The sequence below is a fragment of the uncultured Winogradskyella sp. genome, assembly GCF_937958655.1.
Lineage (GTDB): Bacteria > Bacteroidota > Bacteroidia > Flavobacteriales > Flavobacteriaceae > Winogradskyella.
In genome coordinates this window covers 19,374-35,970 of sequence record NZ_CALGNH010000062.1, presented here as the reverse complement: position 1 = coordinate 35,970, position 16,597 = coordinate 19,374, and the positions used below count along the sequence as shown (strand labels likewise).

Annotated in this window: 9 protein-coding genes; 6 read left to right on the top strand and 3 right to left on the bottom strand. The window is 34.2% G+C overall.

What is annotated here, in order from left to right; translation table 11 throughout:
* Together Q0800_RS11505 and Q0800_RS11500 are read right to left on the bottom strand one after the other, a co-directional pair.
* Positions 1–777, bottom strand: a 777-nt coding sequence (locus Q0800_RS11505; RefSeq protein WP_299129759.1) for a dihydroxy-acid dehydratase, incomplete at its 3' end; no start/stop codon positions are given.
* Positions 778–1,206: 429 nt separating this feature from the next.
* Positions 1,207–3,237: a glycoside hydrolase family 65 protein gene (locus Q0800_RS11500; RefSeq protein WP_299129756.1), complete on the bottom strand. Its 2,031-nt coding sequence runs from the start codon at positions 3,235–3,237 to the stop codon at positions 1,207–1,209.
* Positions 3,238–3,419: 182 nt separating this feature from the next.
* Between Q0800_RS11500 and Q0800_RS11495 the strand changes: the two genes are divergently transcribed.
* From Q0800_RS11495 to Q0800_RS11485, 3 genes are read left to right on the top strand one after another with little or no spacing between them, the layout of a single operon-like run.
* On the top strand, positions 3,420–4,745 hold the full coding sequence (locus tag Q0800_RS11495; protein ID WP_299129752.1) for a sugar porter family MFS transporter: 1,326 nt from the start codon (positions 3,420–3,422) through the stop codon (positions 4,743–4,745).
* Position 4,746: 1 nt separating this feature from the next.
* Positions 4,747–6,351, top strand: a complete 1,605-nt coding sequence (locus tag Q0800_RS11490; protein WP_299129748.1) for a glycoside hydrolase family 32 protein — start codon at positions 4,747–4,749, stop codon at positions 6,349–6,351.
* A gap of 2 nt (positions 6,352–6,353) precedes the next feature.
* A complete protein-coding gene (locus Q0800_RS11485) occupies positions 6,354–7,232 on the top strand; it encodes a carbohydrate kinase (RefSeq protein WP_299129745.1) in 879 nt (292 codons plus the stop codon).
* Here the strand turns inward: Q0800_RS11485 and Q0800_RS11480 are convergent.
* The gene (locus Q0800_RS11480) at positions 7,229–8,248 is read right to left on the bottom strand and encodes a LacI family DNA-binding transcriptional regulator (RefSeq protein WP_299129742.1); all 1,020 of its coding nucleotides are present in this window, start codon (positions 8,246–8,248) and stop codon (positions 7,229–7,231) included. The two genes, Q0800_RS11485 and Q0800_RS11480, sit on opposite strands and share 4 nt — an antisense overlap.
* A gap of 266 nt (positions 8,249–8,514) precedes the next feature.
* Between Q0800_RS11480 and Q0800_RS11475 the strand changes: the two genes are divergently transcribed.
* The 3 genes from Q0800_RS11475 to Q0800_RS11465 all read left to right on the top strand — a co-directional run bounded on the left by Q0800_RS11475 (position 8,515) and on the right by Q0800_RS11465 (position 16,594).
* A complete protein-coding gene (locus Q0800_RS11475) occupies positions 8,515–11,598 on the top strand; it encodes a SusC/RagA family TonB-linked outer membrane protein (RefSeq protein WP_299129740.1) in 3,084 nt (1,027 codons plus the stop codon).
* A gap of 14 nt (positions 11,599–11,612) precedes the next feature.
* Positions 11,613–13,229 (top strand): RagB/SusD family nutrient uptake outer membrane protein, encoded by a 1,617-nt coding sequence (locus Q0800_RS11470; protein ID WP_299129738.1) that lies wholly within the window; start codon positions 11,613–11,615, stop codon positions 13,227–13,229.
* A gap of 77 nt (positions 13,230–13,306) precedes the next feature.
* The gene (locus Q0800_RS11465; RefSeq protein ID WP_299129736.1) at positions 13,307–16,594 is read left to right on the top strand and encodes a VCBS repeat-containing protein; all 3,288 of its coding nucleotides are present in this window, start codon (positions 13,307–13,309) and stop codon (positions 16,592–16,594) included.
* The last annotated feature ends 3 nt before the right edge of the window (positions 16,595–16,597 follow it).

Genomic DNA, 16,597 nt, shown 5'->3' with positions numbered 1-16,597 from the left:
AAGAGACATTCTTGTAATGATGTCTGAAGGTTTAATATCTTTTTCGAGTAAAACTCTTAAAGCTTCACCGGCTTTTATCGATTCTTCTTTTTTAGCATCACTTAATGCTGGATTTGAAGAGTTAAATGGTAACGTCATACCTAAAGCTTCAATTGCTGATGCCATAGTATTTGCGGTGTACATACCTCCACAAGCCCCAGCGCCTGGACATGCTTTTTCTACGATACTTTGATATTCATTTTCTGTCATGGTACCAGCAACTTTACTTCCCCAAGCTTCAAAAGCAGAAACGACATCTAATTTTTTTCCTTCGTGACAACCTGAATCAATAGTGCCTCCATATACTAATATCGATGGACGATTTAAACGGATCATTGCCATTAGTGCACCTGGCATATTTTTATCGCATCCTACGACTGTAACCAAACCATCATAACTCATGGCTTGTACTACAGTTTCCATAGAATCTGCAATAATATCTCTAGAAGGTAATGAGTAACGCATACCTGGTGTACCCATTGAAATACCGTCGCTTACACCAATAGTATTAAAAATTAAACCGACAACATCTTCATTTTTAGTACCTTCCTTAACTAATTTTGCTAAGTCATTGAGGTGCATGTTACAAGGATTACCTTCGTAACCTGTACTTGCAATACCAACAATAGGTTTAAAGAAGTCTTCTTTAGTTAATCCGATAGCATGCAACATGGCTTGAGCAGCTGGTTGCGTTGGATCTTGGGTAACGGTTTTACTGTATTTGTTTAATTGACTCATATTAATTTATTGGTAAAACTCTGTTGAGTTGGTTAAAATTAGTTTTTATACTAAAGTTTTTAATTATTTGTTCTATCTAGCTATCTAAATTCAATGTAATTACCATTTATTTAAACTATTGATAATAAGAGATTTAAGTTAAAATAAATATGATGTTCAAAACTTTTAATTAATCCATAAAAAAAGCCCTCCGATTAAGGAAGGCTTAAATAATTTATATTTCAATTTATCATAGCAGTGCTTGGTATCTTAATTTATTAATACTGCCAATTATAGAAATGTTAATAATGTGTAATTTCTTCATAAGAGCTTAGAGATGAGTATTATCATTATATTTTCCTAATTCATAAGTTAAAAATTACCATAACTTTTTATACCTCACTATAAAAATTTCCCCAACGAATAGTATCGTGCTTAAATTAAATAGTCTTAATTTACTGTGTAGGTTTTTTTTAAAGGACCTACACCAGTAATTGTTAACGATTTCCAAGCTTTTGGTAGTATTGGGTTTATTTGCTCTATCCCGTTTTCGGTTACGTGTAGTCCTCCAAAACCAAATAATACGGTTTGTAACATGCCACCAGCACCAGTTGCAAAGTAAGGATGTGTTGAGGTAGCTGTTTCAGACAAAGCTCCGAATGGTGCTCTTTTATTTGGCTCGTAACTTTCTTTGAATAATCTAAAGGCACTATTTGCATCCCCTAAGCGTGCATAAATGACAGCAAAGACGGACTTACCCATTGCAGGACCTTGTTCTGCTAGTTTTGGCTCATAGTAGCGTAAATCTTTTAAAATCGTTTGCTTATCATTAATAATATTTAAAGGGTATGATAATAGGTTAACATCTGCTTGTTTTATGAGGTCTCCAGCGTACTTGCTATGTTCCATAGTTGTGCCATCTGGGAACCGATGTATTTTAATATTATCGGCTACAGTTTTCCATGTAGGATTTTCGCCATATCCTAAAGTTTTAGAAGCTAAATTTGCAAATTGAAGTGCTGTTATTGCGGCACCATTTGTAAAGGCGTTGTCATCTACATTGGGTGCAAATTCATTGGCTCCAACCACATTTTTTATACTGTAACTTCCGTCTTCATTTTTGGTAGATCGACTTACCCAATACTCTGCGATGGCTTCTAGCATAGGATAACCTCTTTCTGCTAACCACGCTTTATTTTTTGTTACACGGTAATAATTCCAAAAAGCGATGCCTACATCTGCTGTTATATGATGTTCAAACGTTCCTGTAAGTGCCCACGCTGGTGTTGCTTCTTCACCAGTATCATCGCTTTCCCACGGAAACATAGCGCCTTTGTAACCGAAATTAATGGCTTTCTGCTTAGCTTTATCTAAGCGATCTGATCTGTAATTAACTAAGGATCTCGCAATATCTTGATTGAGTAGTAATAATGGTGGATACATCCAAAGCTCGGTATCCCAAAATATATGACCATTATAATTTTGTGAAGACAGACCCATTGGTGCAATACTGAGGTTGTTATCTCCACGACCAAAAGCATATAAATGATATAATGCCAAACGGACGTCTTGCTGAGATTGCAAATCGCCTTCAATTATGATATCTCCTTCCCAGAGTTTTTCCCATAAGGCTTTATGCTGATTTAAAAGATCTTCTCTTGGTGTTAAAAGGTTGAAAATTACAAAGCGTTCAGATTCTGATTGCGGATCGCTAAAATTTTGAGTTGACGTTTGTGCGGCTGTCCAAGCAAATTCTAAATCATCTCCTTTTTTAACCGCTTTTTCAAAAGAAAGTTGATTGTTATATTCAGATACTTTGTTGTGAACAAGATTTGGTCTTAAATGTTCTCTTGTACTATTAATATCGTGCCAAATAAATGTACCTGAAGCTGCTACAATGTGCCTACCTAATCTGCTTTTAGCAACCGTTTGGAGGATTGGCATGGTGGTTTCAAGATCTCTTAAAACTCTGAAGGTACTGTTTGGGTTATCATATTCTTTTGGAGTTTCGATAGAAGCCGTTGCTTTTACTTTAATATTAGATTTAGCTACAATCTGTACATCCAAATAACCAGCATGTGGGACATTACGTAAAGCATACATGGTGTATTCGATATGCGCTTTATTTTTAAAGTCAAACTGTGTTGTGAAGGCAGCCTCTTTCATATTTAGTGTTTGAATCCAGTTGGAAATGTTGTTGTCAGTAACTAACTCTCCGTCAATTTCTACTTTTATGTTCTGAAAATGAATACCCAAAAGAATTCGACTAACTCCAAGTGGCGATTCTTTGTCGTAAACATTATTCATAATTACTTGACGGGTTTTAAACACCTTGTGGGATGGTAAAATCCCTAACTGACCATTAGAAACTACAACACCAGTGTAATCGGTATTTTGATTAGTTGAAATATGCCAGCCGTCGTTTTGCGCGTTACCGCTTAATATTGATAAGGCTAGGAGAAAAAAGACTATTGATTTCATGATTAATAAATTAATTAGAAAAAAAATATAACCATATTTTCATAAAGTTAATTTCTTTAGTTCTTAAAAAATGCTTAGAAGATCCGAAAACCTTTTCGGTAGTTTAAAGATGAATTTGATAGCCAGACAAGAACTGAAAACAAAAATCTTTATTAACTTTTTGGCATATAATTAAAACGAAAATGAATAAAAAAATATTGGCTTGGTCTATTACTGCTGCATTGGCCGGATTTTTATTTGGTTTTGATACCGTTGTTATTTCTGGTGCCGATAAAAAATTGCAAGCACTTTGGGAATCTTCTGATGCATTCCACGGTTCAGTAGTAATGGCCATGGCCTTATGGGGAACAGTTGTTGGTGCGTTGTTTGGTGGAATTCCTACAAATCGATTAGGAAGAAAACAAACCTTAATATGGATAGGGATTTTCTATCTAATTTCGGCCATTGGCTCAGCTTTGGTTAATGATCCTTATAGTTTTGCCTTCTTTAGATTTTTAGGCGGTATTGGTGTAGGCGCATCTACAATTGCCGCTCCAGCTTATGTTTCAGAAATTTCGCCAGCTAAAGACAGAGGACGATTAGTAGCCTTATATCAATTTAATATTGTTCTGGGAATATTAATTGCTTTTTTATCTAATTATTTACTCAGAACTATTGGAGAAAATGCTTGGAGATGGATGATAGGTGTGGAGGCTTTTCCTGCGTTGATTTATACAATTTTAATATTCACTGTGCCTAAAAGTCCACGTTGGTTAATTTCTAAGAATAGAGATGATGAAGCAAAAGGAGTATTAGAACTTATTAATCCTGATGGAAATGCAGATGAATTGATGGAAAAGATTAAGATTGAAAGTCAAAGCCATTCTAAAGGGGAGACTATTTTTATGAAGAAATATCGTTTTCCTTTGATGTTGGCGTTTTTAGTGGCGATGTTTAATCAGTTTTCAGGTATTAATGCCTTTTTATATTATGCGCCAAGAATCTTTGAAGAAGCTGGTTTAAGGGAAAGTACAGCGCTTTTGAGTAGTATTGGTATTGGCGTTACTAATTTGATATTTACGCTGTTAGGTGTGTTTTTAATTGACCGATTAGGTAGAAAAGTATTGATGTATATGGGTTCAATAGGTTATATTATTTCATTATCATTAGTGTCAATGGCATTTTTCTTGGAATGGGAAGGCTTAGCAGTACCAATATTCTTATTTCTATTTATTGCAGCTCACGCTATCGGACAAGGTGCAATAATTTGGGTGTATATTTCTGAAATTTTCCCGAACCATTTAAGAGCAAGTGGTCAATCTTTTGGGACCTCTACACATTGGGTGTTAGCTGCAATAATACCATCTTTAGTGCCAGTTTTGTTTTCATCAATTGGCGCAGGAACTGTGTTTATGGTATTTGCTATAATGATGGTTTTTCAGTTGTTGTTCGTCATATTTATGATGCCAGAAACCAAAGGGATTTCGTTAGAAGAGTTAAGTAAAAAATTAATACGAAAAGATAAATAATATGAGAACCATTAAACGCACTTTTATTATAGTAGTTATCACTTTAATTACAACATTCGGTTGTAAAGAATATAAAGGTTCTGAAACTGAAACGTCAATTGTTTCCGCTGAAAATTTAGATGAAGAATTTTATAGACCTAATTATCACTTTACACCAAAAGCCAATTGGATGAATGATCCTAACGGTATGTTTTATCTAAATGGGACTTATCATTTATACTTTCAGCATTACCCAGAAGGTAATGTTTGGGGTCCGATGCATTGGGGACATGCCACTAGTAAAGATCTTATTCAATGGGAAGAGCAGCCAATTGCGTTGTACCCAGATGAGTTAGGTCTAATTTTTTCGGGTAGTGCAGTCGTAGATAAAGATAATACTTCAGGATTTGGAAAAGATGGAGTTACACCTGTTGTTGCTATATATACGTATCATAATATGGATGGTGAAAAAGCGGGAGATATCGATTTTCAAACGCAAGGCATTGCATATTCACTTGATGAAGGAATGACTTGGACGAAGTACAGTGATAATCCAGTAATTAAAAACCCAGGGATTAAAGATTTTAGAGATCCTAAAGTTATATGGCATAATCAAACCAATAAATGGATTATGTCCTTAGCGGCTGGAAATAAAATTATGTTTTATAGTTCGGCTAATTTAATAGACTGGACGCTCCAATCTGAATTTGGTGCGGACAAAGGTGAGCATGGAGGTGTTTGGGAGTGCCCTGATTTATTTCCAATAAAAGTTGAAGGAACTGATGAAGAAATATGGGTTTTACTGGTTAGTATAAATCCTTCTGGCCCCAATGGAGGTAGTGCTACGCAATATTTTATCGGTGATTTTAACGGGCAAAATTTTACACTTGATTGGGCTTTTGCTAATCAATTAAAAAGGGAGAATGCTGTTTGGTTAGATTACGGAAGAGACAATTATGCCGGAGTCACATGGTCTAATATCCCAGAAGATGATGGGAGGAGACTATTTATTGGTTGGATGTCTAATTGGGATTACGCACGCGATGTACCTACATATAAATGGAGAAGCACCATGACAATTCCAAGAACATTAAAATTAAAAAAACAAAATAATGATTATTATATAGCAAGTAAGCCAGTTGCAGAGTTAAATAATTTTGTTGAGAAAAACATAGAAAAGGAGGCGCTCTCAATTGAAACACAACATTCCCTTTTAGAGGATAAAAATGTTGATTTATCTAAAGCAAAATTGAGCTTCACACTTAGCCAATTGAAAAATTTCATGTATAGCGTTAAATTTTACAATACTCTAGGAGATACTTTGACTATTGGGCTAGATAACGCTAATAAGACATTTTTTATAGACAGGCGACAATCTGGAAAAGTTGACTTTTCTAAAAAGTTTGCGCCTAAAATATCTACAGCTAGTTACACTGCGCAACTTAAAGCAGTGAATATTGATATTGTATTAGACAAAACCTCTGTTGAGGTGTTTTATAATAACGGAATGTACGTTATGACTGAATTATTTTTTCCTAACGCACCTTTTGATGATTTTTCAATTGTAAGCGAGGATCAAAGTTTTTTAATTGATGATTTAAAAATAGAAACACTTAAAATTCCTTAAAGATGCTTAAAGTGGTTTGTTTTGGAGAGGTATTATGGGACGTGTTTCCAACTGAAAAGAAAATAGGCGGCGCACCGTTAAATGTAGCCCTGCGTTTACAATCTTTTGGTAATGATGTTTCAATGATAAGTGCCGTAGGTAATGATACAGATGGGCAAAACATTATAGAGTACTTAAGCGATTCCGGTATTGACACAGCGTTGATTCCGTTAATATCTAATGAATCAACAAGTCATGTTAACGTCCAATTGGATAAAAATGGTTCCGCAAAATATACCATAGAAATGCCTTGTGCTTGGGATTTTATTGAGCTCAATGATGCCATAATAAATAAGGTAAAGTCATCTGATGCCTTTATTTTTGGAAGCCTAACAGCAAGAATGCCAACATCCTATAAAACCCTGAGCCAAATTTTGGAATCTGCCACTCTAAAAGTTTTTGATGTTAATTTAAGGCCTCCACATTATACTATAGATAAGTTATTATCCTTTATGTGTAAAGCAGATATCATTAAATTTAATGATGAAGAATTATTAGAGCTCTCGAGAAAATTTGGTTCTGGTACAAATTCATTAATTGACAATGTAAAGTTTATTTCAGAACGAACAAATACGCAACAGATCTGTGTTACTCTTGGTTCTAATGGTGCTCTATTATATATTGAAGGTGTAGTGTACAGAAGTAGAGGTTACGAAGTAAAAGTGGAAGATACGGTTGGGGCTGGTGATTCTTTTTTAGCTACTTTAGTAAATGGATTATTAAAAGATGAAAACCCTCAAGTTATCTTAGAAAAAGCTTGTGCTATTGGTGCGTTAGTAGCTTCGCGGAAAGGTGCTAATCCAATACTTAAAGAAAGCGACATTACTAATTTAATCAGTTAACATGAGTCTCTAATAATTAATTCAGTATCTATTGTAATAGTTTGATGATTTATTTCTAATCCTTTTAGTTTATTTTCAATTTCATCAAAAAGAATTTCAAAAGATTTTCTACCAGTGTCATTGGCATTTTGTTCAACCGATGAAAGCGTAGGTGTTATAACAGAAGACATAAACCAATTACTAAAGCCGAAAACTGCAACTTCATCTGGTATTTTTATCTTATGCTCATTTAAATAATTAATAACTCCAATAGCTGTTAAATCTGTAATGGTAAATATAGCGTCAATATTTTTTTTATCGACTTCAATTAGCTTCTTAGTATTAGCATAGCCTTCTTCAAAATTTGCTTTGGGGCAAATATAAACAAGGGATGCGTCGTATTTAATGTTATGATCTTCAAGTGCTTTTTTATAACCAAGAAAGCGATCTATGGAGTTTTGAGGATTTAGATCTCCTCTAAAATATGCAATGCGTCGATACCCCTTATTTATAAGATAAGTTACGGCATCGTAAGATGCTTTAATGTCATTAATAATTACTTTAGAGCAACGAATGAGTTTTGTTATTTTATCAAATAAAACTAGCGGAATATTATAATCTATAACTTTTTGAAGATGCTTAAAGTCATTAGTATTATTTGATAATGAAATTAAAATACCATCAACACCTTTGTTAATAAGCAAATCGATTTGCTTTTTTTCAAGCTCAAAGTCCTCGTTAGACTGCAATATTATAACCATATAATCTTTTAGTTCAGCTTCCTTTAAGATGACATTAATAATGTTAGAAAAATAATAATGTACTGTACTCGGTATTATAAGTCCAATAGTTTGAGATCGGTTACTTCTTAAACTTTGCGCAAAGACATTAGGGGAATAATTAAATGCTTTTGCTGCTGCTATGACTTTTTGTTTGGTCCTTTGACTAACATCGGGATAGTTTTTCAGAGCTTTAGATACAGTAGATATGGATATACCTAGAGATTCGGCAATTTCTTTTAAAGTTGTTTTGGTCATGGTTTTATGAAATATCTCCTACAAATAACTTTAATTAGTTTAATGAATAGAATTGATTTTGGCGCTAATTATGACTTGCAATCTGAACGAAATATAGTCCTAAAAAATTTTACGAAAACCTTTTCGTTTCTTTTTTTGGTTTTTTTTAACTATTTTTTTTGCGAAGTTGACAAAAATGAATGAGCTTAGTAAGCTAAATTGATAAAATTATGAGATTATATTCATAATTTCACAACTAATCTATCTAATTAACTAATATTAAACGTATGACACAAAATCTTTTAAGCAAAATTGTATGTAGTGTTTTCCTTTTTATGGGTGGACTACTATATTCACAAACTGTCACAGGTACGGTTTCTGATGCTTCTGGCCCACTGCCTGGAGTAAATGTAATTGTAAAGGGGACCTCAAATGGTTCTCAAACAGACTTTGATGGTAACTACACTATTAATGATGTGGCTTCCGAAGCAACATTAGTTTTTAGCTATGTGGGTTACAAAACACAAGAAATTCCAGTAAACAACCGTTCGTCCATTAATGTAGTGTTAGAGGAAGACGCGGCAGCCCTTAATGAGGTTGTAGTTATTGGTTATGGTACAACAACCGTTAAAGACGCAACTGGTGCAGTGTCCTCTGTTTCAGCTAAAGATTTTAATGGCGGTGTTATATCTTCACCAGAACAATTAATACAAGGTAAAACCGCAGGTGTACAATTAACACAAACAAGTGGTGAGCCTGGAGCAGGTATTACATTTAGAATTAGAGGTTCTAACTCTATTAGATCTGGTAATAACCCGTTATTTGTAGTTGATGGTATTCCTTTGCCTAGTCAAGGAACGACTCCTTCGGCTGGTGGTATTGTTGATGGTGGCGATACAGCAAGAAATCCATTAAACTTTATTAATCCAAGTGATATTGAAAGTATTTCTATATTAAAGGATGCGTCTGCAACTGCCATTTATGGTTCTAGAGCAGCCAATGGTGTTGTTATTATAACAACAAAAAATGGAAGATCTGGCCGTGGTGGTGTTTTTGAATTTTCTACTAATATCAGTAGTTCAACTCCAGCAAATGAGTTCGATTTGTTTAATGCAGATCAATATAGAGCGCAACAGTTAGCTATTACTGGTAATCCAGTTCCAGATTTTGATGATACAGGTGCAGATACCGATTGGCAGGATGTTATTACACGCAGTCCTCTATCTATAGTTAATAATTTATCGTATTCTAGAAATTATGGAAACGGAAATGTTAGAGGAACATTTTCTTACGGAAATCAGCAAGGTGTAATAGAAAATTCATCTCAAGAACGAATTACAGGTAGAATAAATGCGTCTCATAGATTCTTAAATGACAAATTAAGATTAAATGTACAATTATCCGCATCTCGTGTAAATGATGAAGCTCCACAGATTAGTGGACAGGCAGGTGCTAGTGGTAATTTAATTGGTGCCGCATATTCTGCACCACCAACATGGCCTAATGACCCAACATTCTTTGTTGCGGGTAATAGGCTAAATCCTCGAAACATTTTAGATAATTTCTTAGGTGAAACTAAAATTAACCGTTATTTATTAAACGGTTCTGTAGAATATGATTTTACTAAAGAATTGACAGCTAAAGTAAATTTAGGTTATGATTATTCTGACGCTTTCGCAACATCTGCTGTTTCTGCGAGCTACAATAATAGTGGACGAATCACAGGCAATGGGCAAGCATCTAGAAATGAATTAGATGCAGTTAGTAATTTATTAGAAGCAACATTAAATTATAAAAAAGACATTTCTGATAATTTTTCGATTGATGCACTTGTAGGGTATTCTTTTCAAGATTTTTCAAGAGAAGGCTTTAATGCCCAAGGTTGGGGAATTGGTCAGACAAACCTAAGCTTAATGAATGATGCTTTAGAAAATTCGGTTAATTCTATTAATAGAGTATTAAATCAGAGTGGTACACCATTTCTTCAATACGGATATGATCAAAATAATGGAAGTTTCGTTAACACCTTAGATGATAACACTGGTGTATTGCCAAATGGCGTAACAGGACGATATAGATCATTATGGTATAATCGATTTGAAGCATTTAATGAGGAATTACAATCATTCTTCGGTAGATTAAATTTTACTTTTAAAAACAAATTTTTATTAACGGCTACCTTTAGAGCGGATGGTTCTTCTAAATTTAGTCAATCAGAACAATATGGTTTTTATCCATCTGGTGCCTTTGCTTGGAAAATTAATGAAGAAGATTTTGTAGGGGATAAGGTATCGACTTTGAAACTTAGAATAGGTGCTGGTGTGGTAGGTAATCAGGCTGGTTTAGGTGCTGGTAGTGCATTTTTTACGAGATCACTTCAAGGCCCAGGTATATCAGACGGTGGGGACGTTAATAGACCAGGTAGTCAAACGTCTGCTTTGCCTAGTTCAGACTTAAGATGGGAAAGTACAACGGATTATAACGTTGGTCTTGATTTTGGTTTTAACAGTGACCGTCTTAGAGGTACTATAGATGTTTACAGAAGAGAAACGAGTGACTTATTGTTTTTAAGCCCTGCAGCGGCTCCAGCACAAAACCCTTTCATTTTTAAGAATTTAGAAGAGGGTATTGTGGTAAATCAAGGGGTAGAATTTTCTCTAGGCTATGATTTTGTAAATACAGATAATACTACCTTTTCAGCAGATTTTAATATTTCTTATAATGATAATGTAGTAGAGGATTTACAGCCAGGTTTCGTAGCGGATTTAGGTCCTATTAATGGTCCAGGTTTAACAGGTGCTTTTGTTCAACGTATTGGAGAAGGACAACCTCTGTTTGCATATTATATGGCAGAATTTGATGCTGACGGATTTAATGCTGATGATAAAGATTTTGTTGGGAAAAGCGCATTACCAGATGTAAATGCAGGTTTGTCATTGAATTTTAGAAAAGGAAATTTTGATGCATCTGCTTTCTTTGCAGGACAATTTGGATTTTATGTCTACAACAATACTGCTAATGCATTCTTGAATAGACCAACATTTGAAACTTCTAGAAATGGAACACCTGATGGAATTGGCTTATTATCTCAAGAAGTTTCTACATTATATCTTGAAAAGGGTGATTTCGTAAGACTACAGTCATTATCTGTAGGTTACAATTTCCAATTAAGCGAGGATAGTGTGTTTGATTCTTTTAGACTGTCTCTAAATGGACAGAATGTATTTTTAATAACAGATTATAGCGGTCTTGATCCTGAAGTTTCAACGAACACTGGAGCTTTGGCTAACGGGATACCTAGTGCAGGTATTGATTATACGTCTTTTCCAAGACCAAGAACATTTACCTTAGGTATAAATGCAACGTTTTAAAAAAAAATTGAAAAATGAAAAATAACAGAAAATTAAATGTAATTGGAAGGTTACTATTGTTATCCATTATAACAGTAACCTATTCATGTACGGATTTAGAAATTGACTCAACAGGAACAGCAACTTTAGCTGACAGATTTAATGGTTTAACACAAGAAGAATCTGAGTCTCAAGTAGGAGGTATGTATAACAATATCAGAGGATATGTTGGAGATCAAGCGAATACCTTTGCCTTAAGTGAGGTAACCACTGATGCGTTCTTAATACCAACTAGAGGATCGGATTGGGGAGATAATGGAATATGGAGACAGTTACACCAACATTCATGGACTCCAGATCATCAATTTATCACAACGGTGTGGAATCAATGGAATCAACAGCAAATTTTGGCCAGTGAAATCTTAGATGAAAGATCAGATCCTACAGCGGAAGATAGAGCACAAGCTCATTTTATGAGAGCTTTAGGTATGTATGTGATTTTAGATAACTTTGGTCAAGTACCTTTTAGAGATACGTCTTTAGATCCTGTAATTGATCCAGAAGTTTTAACTGGTATAGATGCTGTTAATTTTATAGAGGCTGATATACAAGCAGCTCTTACTGGTTTACCAGATGCATCAGCTGGAGGTGATAATGTGAGAGGAAGTAAAGAAGCTGCAAGGTATTTATACGCTAAGTTGTTATTAAACAAACATATCTACACGAGCTCCACGGTCAACGCTGCCGATATGACCGCTGTTGTTAATTTGGTTGATGAAATTGCTGCACAAGGATTTGGATTAGAATCCTCTGGATACTTTGATATTTTTAGAGAATCTGCAGATACAGAAACCATTTGGTACATCAACACAGGTGTAGGTAACAGAATTTTTAATGGTTTACATTATAATTCTACTACTGCAGGTGGTGGAGGTTGGAATGGCTTCAGTACATTAGCCGAATATTATGATTTATTTGAAGGTGATATGAACCAAAATAGATTAGATGCTAATGGTGGTAATGCCATTGACGGACAAGAAGAACGTAGAGGAGGTGTGCCACCATCTGGTGACGCGGCTGGGACTGAAGGGTCTAATGTTGGCTTCGGTTTCTTGATAGGTCAACAATTTGATATTGATGGAACTCCATTACAAGACAGAGCAGGAGCGCCTTTAGCATTTACTAGAGAATTTACAAGTACTGCAACTGGTCAATCTAGTTTAGTAGATAATAACGAAGTTACTGGTGTCAGAGTAATGAAATATAATCCTAGATTTGGTGGCTTTACAGAGCACGAAATTTTCTTCAGATATTCTGACGCACACTTAATGAAGGCAGAGGCCATATTTAGAGGTGGTAGTTCTTCAGAAACCGCACTTGGTTTAGTTAATGAATTAAGAGCAGCAAGAAATGGTAATGGTAATACTCCACCATTAGCAACCTTAACTGAACAGGATTTGATTGATGAAAGAGGTAGAGAGCTATATGCTGAATTATGGAGAAGAAATGATTTAATTCGTTTTGGTCAGTATACTCGCGATTGGGAGTTTAAAGATCCATCAGCGGTAAACAATGCAGATAAGCAGTTGTTCCCTATACCTGCAAGTCAAGTGATCTTAAATCCAAACTTGGTGCAAAACCCAGGTTACTAACCTATATATATAACAATTATTTTAGAAGAGAGCTTTTTAAAAGCTCTCTTTTATATTTGTATTATTTAGTATTGTTAATGAGAAGAATCTTTTCTTTATCTTTCTTTGTTGTTTTTATTTATTCGTGTCATACAGATTTGAATAAAAATTTATTGTTTTCAGAAGTTACAAATTCTAATATTACGTTTAATAATCAACTTGTAAATTCTGAAAGTCTACATATTCTAAATTACCTTTATTTTTATAATGGAGCAGGAGTAGCTGCAGCAGATTTCAATAATGATGGCTTAAGCGATATTTATTTTACTGGTAATACAGTTGCTGATCAACTTTATCTGAATAAGGGCAATCTAATGTTTCAAGATGTAACCGAACAAGCATTAATCGATAATAAAGAACCTTGGACAACAGGCGTAACGGTTGTCGATATTAATCAAGATGGCTTTTTAGATATTTATGTCTGTAAAGTGGGTAAACACCTTAATCTAAATGGTCATAACTTACTTTATGTAAATCAGGGCCTAACTGCCGATGGAGTACCTCAATTTAAAGAACAAAGTAAGGATTATGGGTTGAACTTTTCAGGCTATTCTACGCAATCTATATTCTTTGATTATGACCTTGATGGTGATTTGGATATGTATTTGTTAAATCACTCATTATATCCTAATGCCAATTACGGTAATGGGCGAAAACGATTAACCTATGACGTTTTAGCAGGTGATCGGTTATACAGAAATGACAATGGAAGGTATATTGATGTTTCTTCGCAATCAGGAATTTCACAGGGCACAATTGGCTATGGATTAGGTATTTCAGTTAGTGACTTAAATAACGATGGTTATCCAGATATTTATATAGGTAACGATTTTTTTGAAAATGATTACCTATACATTAATCAAAAAGACGGTACGTTTAAGGAGATAAATTCTAACGACAGAGCACTAGGGCATACGTCTCATTTTTCAATGGGTAATGTGGCAGTAGATTTTAATAATGATTTAAGACCAGATCTTATGTCTTTAGATATGCTTCCCGAAGATTTAAGAACACTCAAAAGTGCCGCTGCAGAGTACAATTATCCTATTTACCAACGTTATATTAAAAACGACTATAATCATCAATTTATGCAGAATACATTTCATCTTAATTTAGGAAATGAAACGTTTTCTGAATTGAGTTTTTTAAGCGGTATAGCGGCAACAGAATGGTCTTGGTCTCCCTTAGCTGCAGATTTTGATAACGACGGCTATAAAGATTTATACATTACCAATGGCATTAAGGGCATTACTAATGATATGGATTTTATAAATTTTATTTCTAATACCACGATACCAAAAGACATAGATAATAAAACAAATGCCTATAAGACGGTTATTAAAGAACTTCCGCAACGTAAAGTACCAAACTACATGTTTAGAAATAGAGATGGATTAACGTTTGAAGATATGACAGATAAATGGATATCTAACGAAGCAACCTTCAGTAATGGTGCTATATATTCAGACCTAAATAATGATGGAGATCTAGATATTATTGTAAATGAAGTAGACCAACAGGCTAATATATATGAGAATCACACAGCACTAAAAAAAACAAATAATTACCTTCAACTTGAATTTAAAGGCCACAAAAACAATATAAATGGTATCGGCGCCAAAGCTATAATTTATACGAAAGAAAAGACAATAATGGCCGAAAATTACACAAGCACAGGTTATCTTTCTGCAAAAACACCAAAGTTACATTTTGGATTAGGTAGAGAAAACACTATTGACTCATTGCAGATAATATGGCCAACAAAACAATGGCAAACTATAGTGAAGCCAAAAGTTAATCAAAAACTAAGTGTGCATTTTTCAGAAGCATTAGGTAATTATTATGAGGATGTTGAGACTACCAAATACACTAATATTGAACCTATAGAATCTCTAATTACCTATACACACAAAGATCAGGAAACTTCTGATTTTAGTAGAGATCCTTTATTACCGTTTAGTGTTTCTAATAATGGGCCAGATATAGAAATAGGCGATCTTAATGGAGATGATTTAGAAGACCTTGTTATAACAGGCGCAAAAAAACAACCATTAGAAATTTGGTTGCAAAATACTAATAATGGGTTTACAATGTTATCCTCTGAGGTATTCAAAAAAGACCATAATAGCGATGATACTGCCATTGCAATATTAGATGTTAATAACGATGGTGAAAACGAAATTATAGTAGCAAGTGGCGGCAACGAGTTTAAATCTGGTAGAGCGATGAGGCCTCGTCTATACTATTTTAACGGAGTAGAAATCATAAAGGATACTATACAATTTCAAAATATTGAAATTAATGCTTCAAAAATTTCAACAGTAGATATAGATAACGATGGCGATAAGGATATTTGTATAGTTGCCAATGCAATACCTCATAAATTTGGAGAAACACCATATCAGTATATTTTTCAAAATAATGGTAGCGGTAATTTTACAAATGTTACAGACCAAATGAGTGAGGATTTTAAAAGTGTAGGTAATGTATATGATATAATTTGGCAAGATTTAGATAGTAATGGCTTTAAGGATGCCATTATGGTAGGGCACTGGATGCCAGTTACAATTTTTTTTAATGATGGAAAAATTTTAAGGAGACATAAAGATAAAAGCTTAGATAAAACATCTGGATGGTGGAATACTTTAGTGGCAGAAGATTTTGATAATGATGGGGATATAGATCTTATGGCAGGAAATTGGGGATTAAACACAAGGTTAAGAGCTAGCAAAGAAGAGCCAATTACACTCTACAGGCAAGATTTTGACAATAATGGTACTGCCGAGACTATTGTAACCTACTTTTATGATGGAACAGAAACGACCATTGCTACAAAGGACGAACTCTCAAAGCAGTTGCCTAAGCTGAATAAAAAATTTCTATCCTATGCTGATTTTGGTAATGCAACCATAGAAGAATTGTTCGGAAAATATAACCTAAAGACATCAAAGAATAAAAAAGTCAATTTGTTAGAAACTTGCTATTTTGAAAACTTAGGTAATGCAACATTTAAAGTGCATAAATTACCGTTGTTAGTCCAAAATTCTTCTATACATCACATACTTGTAGAAGATTTAAATAAAGATGGCTATAAAGACGTTATTTTAACAGGTAATAATTTTGAATTAAGTACACAAATAGGGCGATTAGACGCTAATAGAGGTGTGGTTTTAATTAACGATAAAAATGGGTTTTTTAACATAGAAAATTTAGCTTTATTTGATATATTTGGACAGGTCAGGGATGTTGAAATTCTAAACTATAAAGGCCAAGATTATTATGTGGTAGGACGTAATAAAGAGCGTATATTATTCTACCCAAAATGAAAA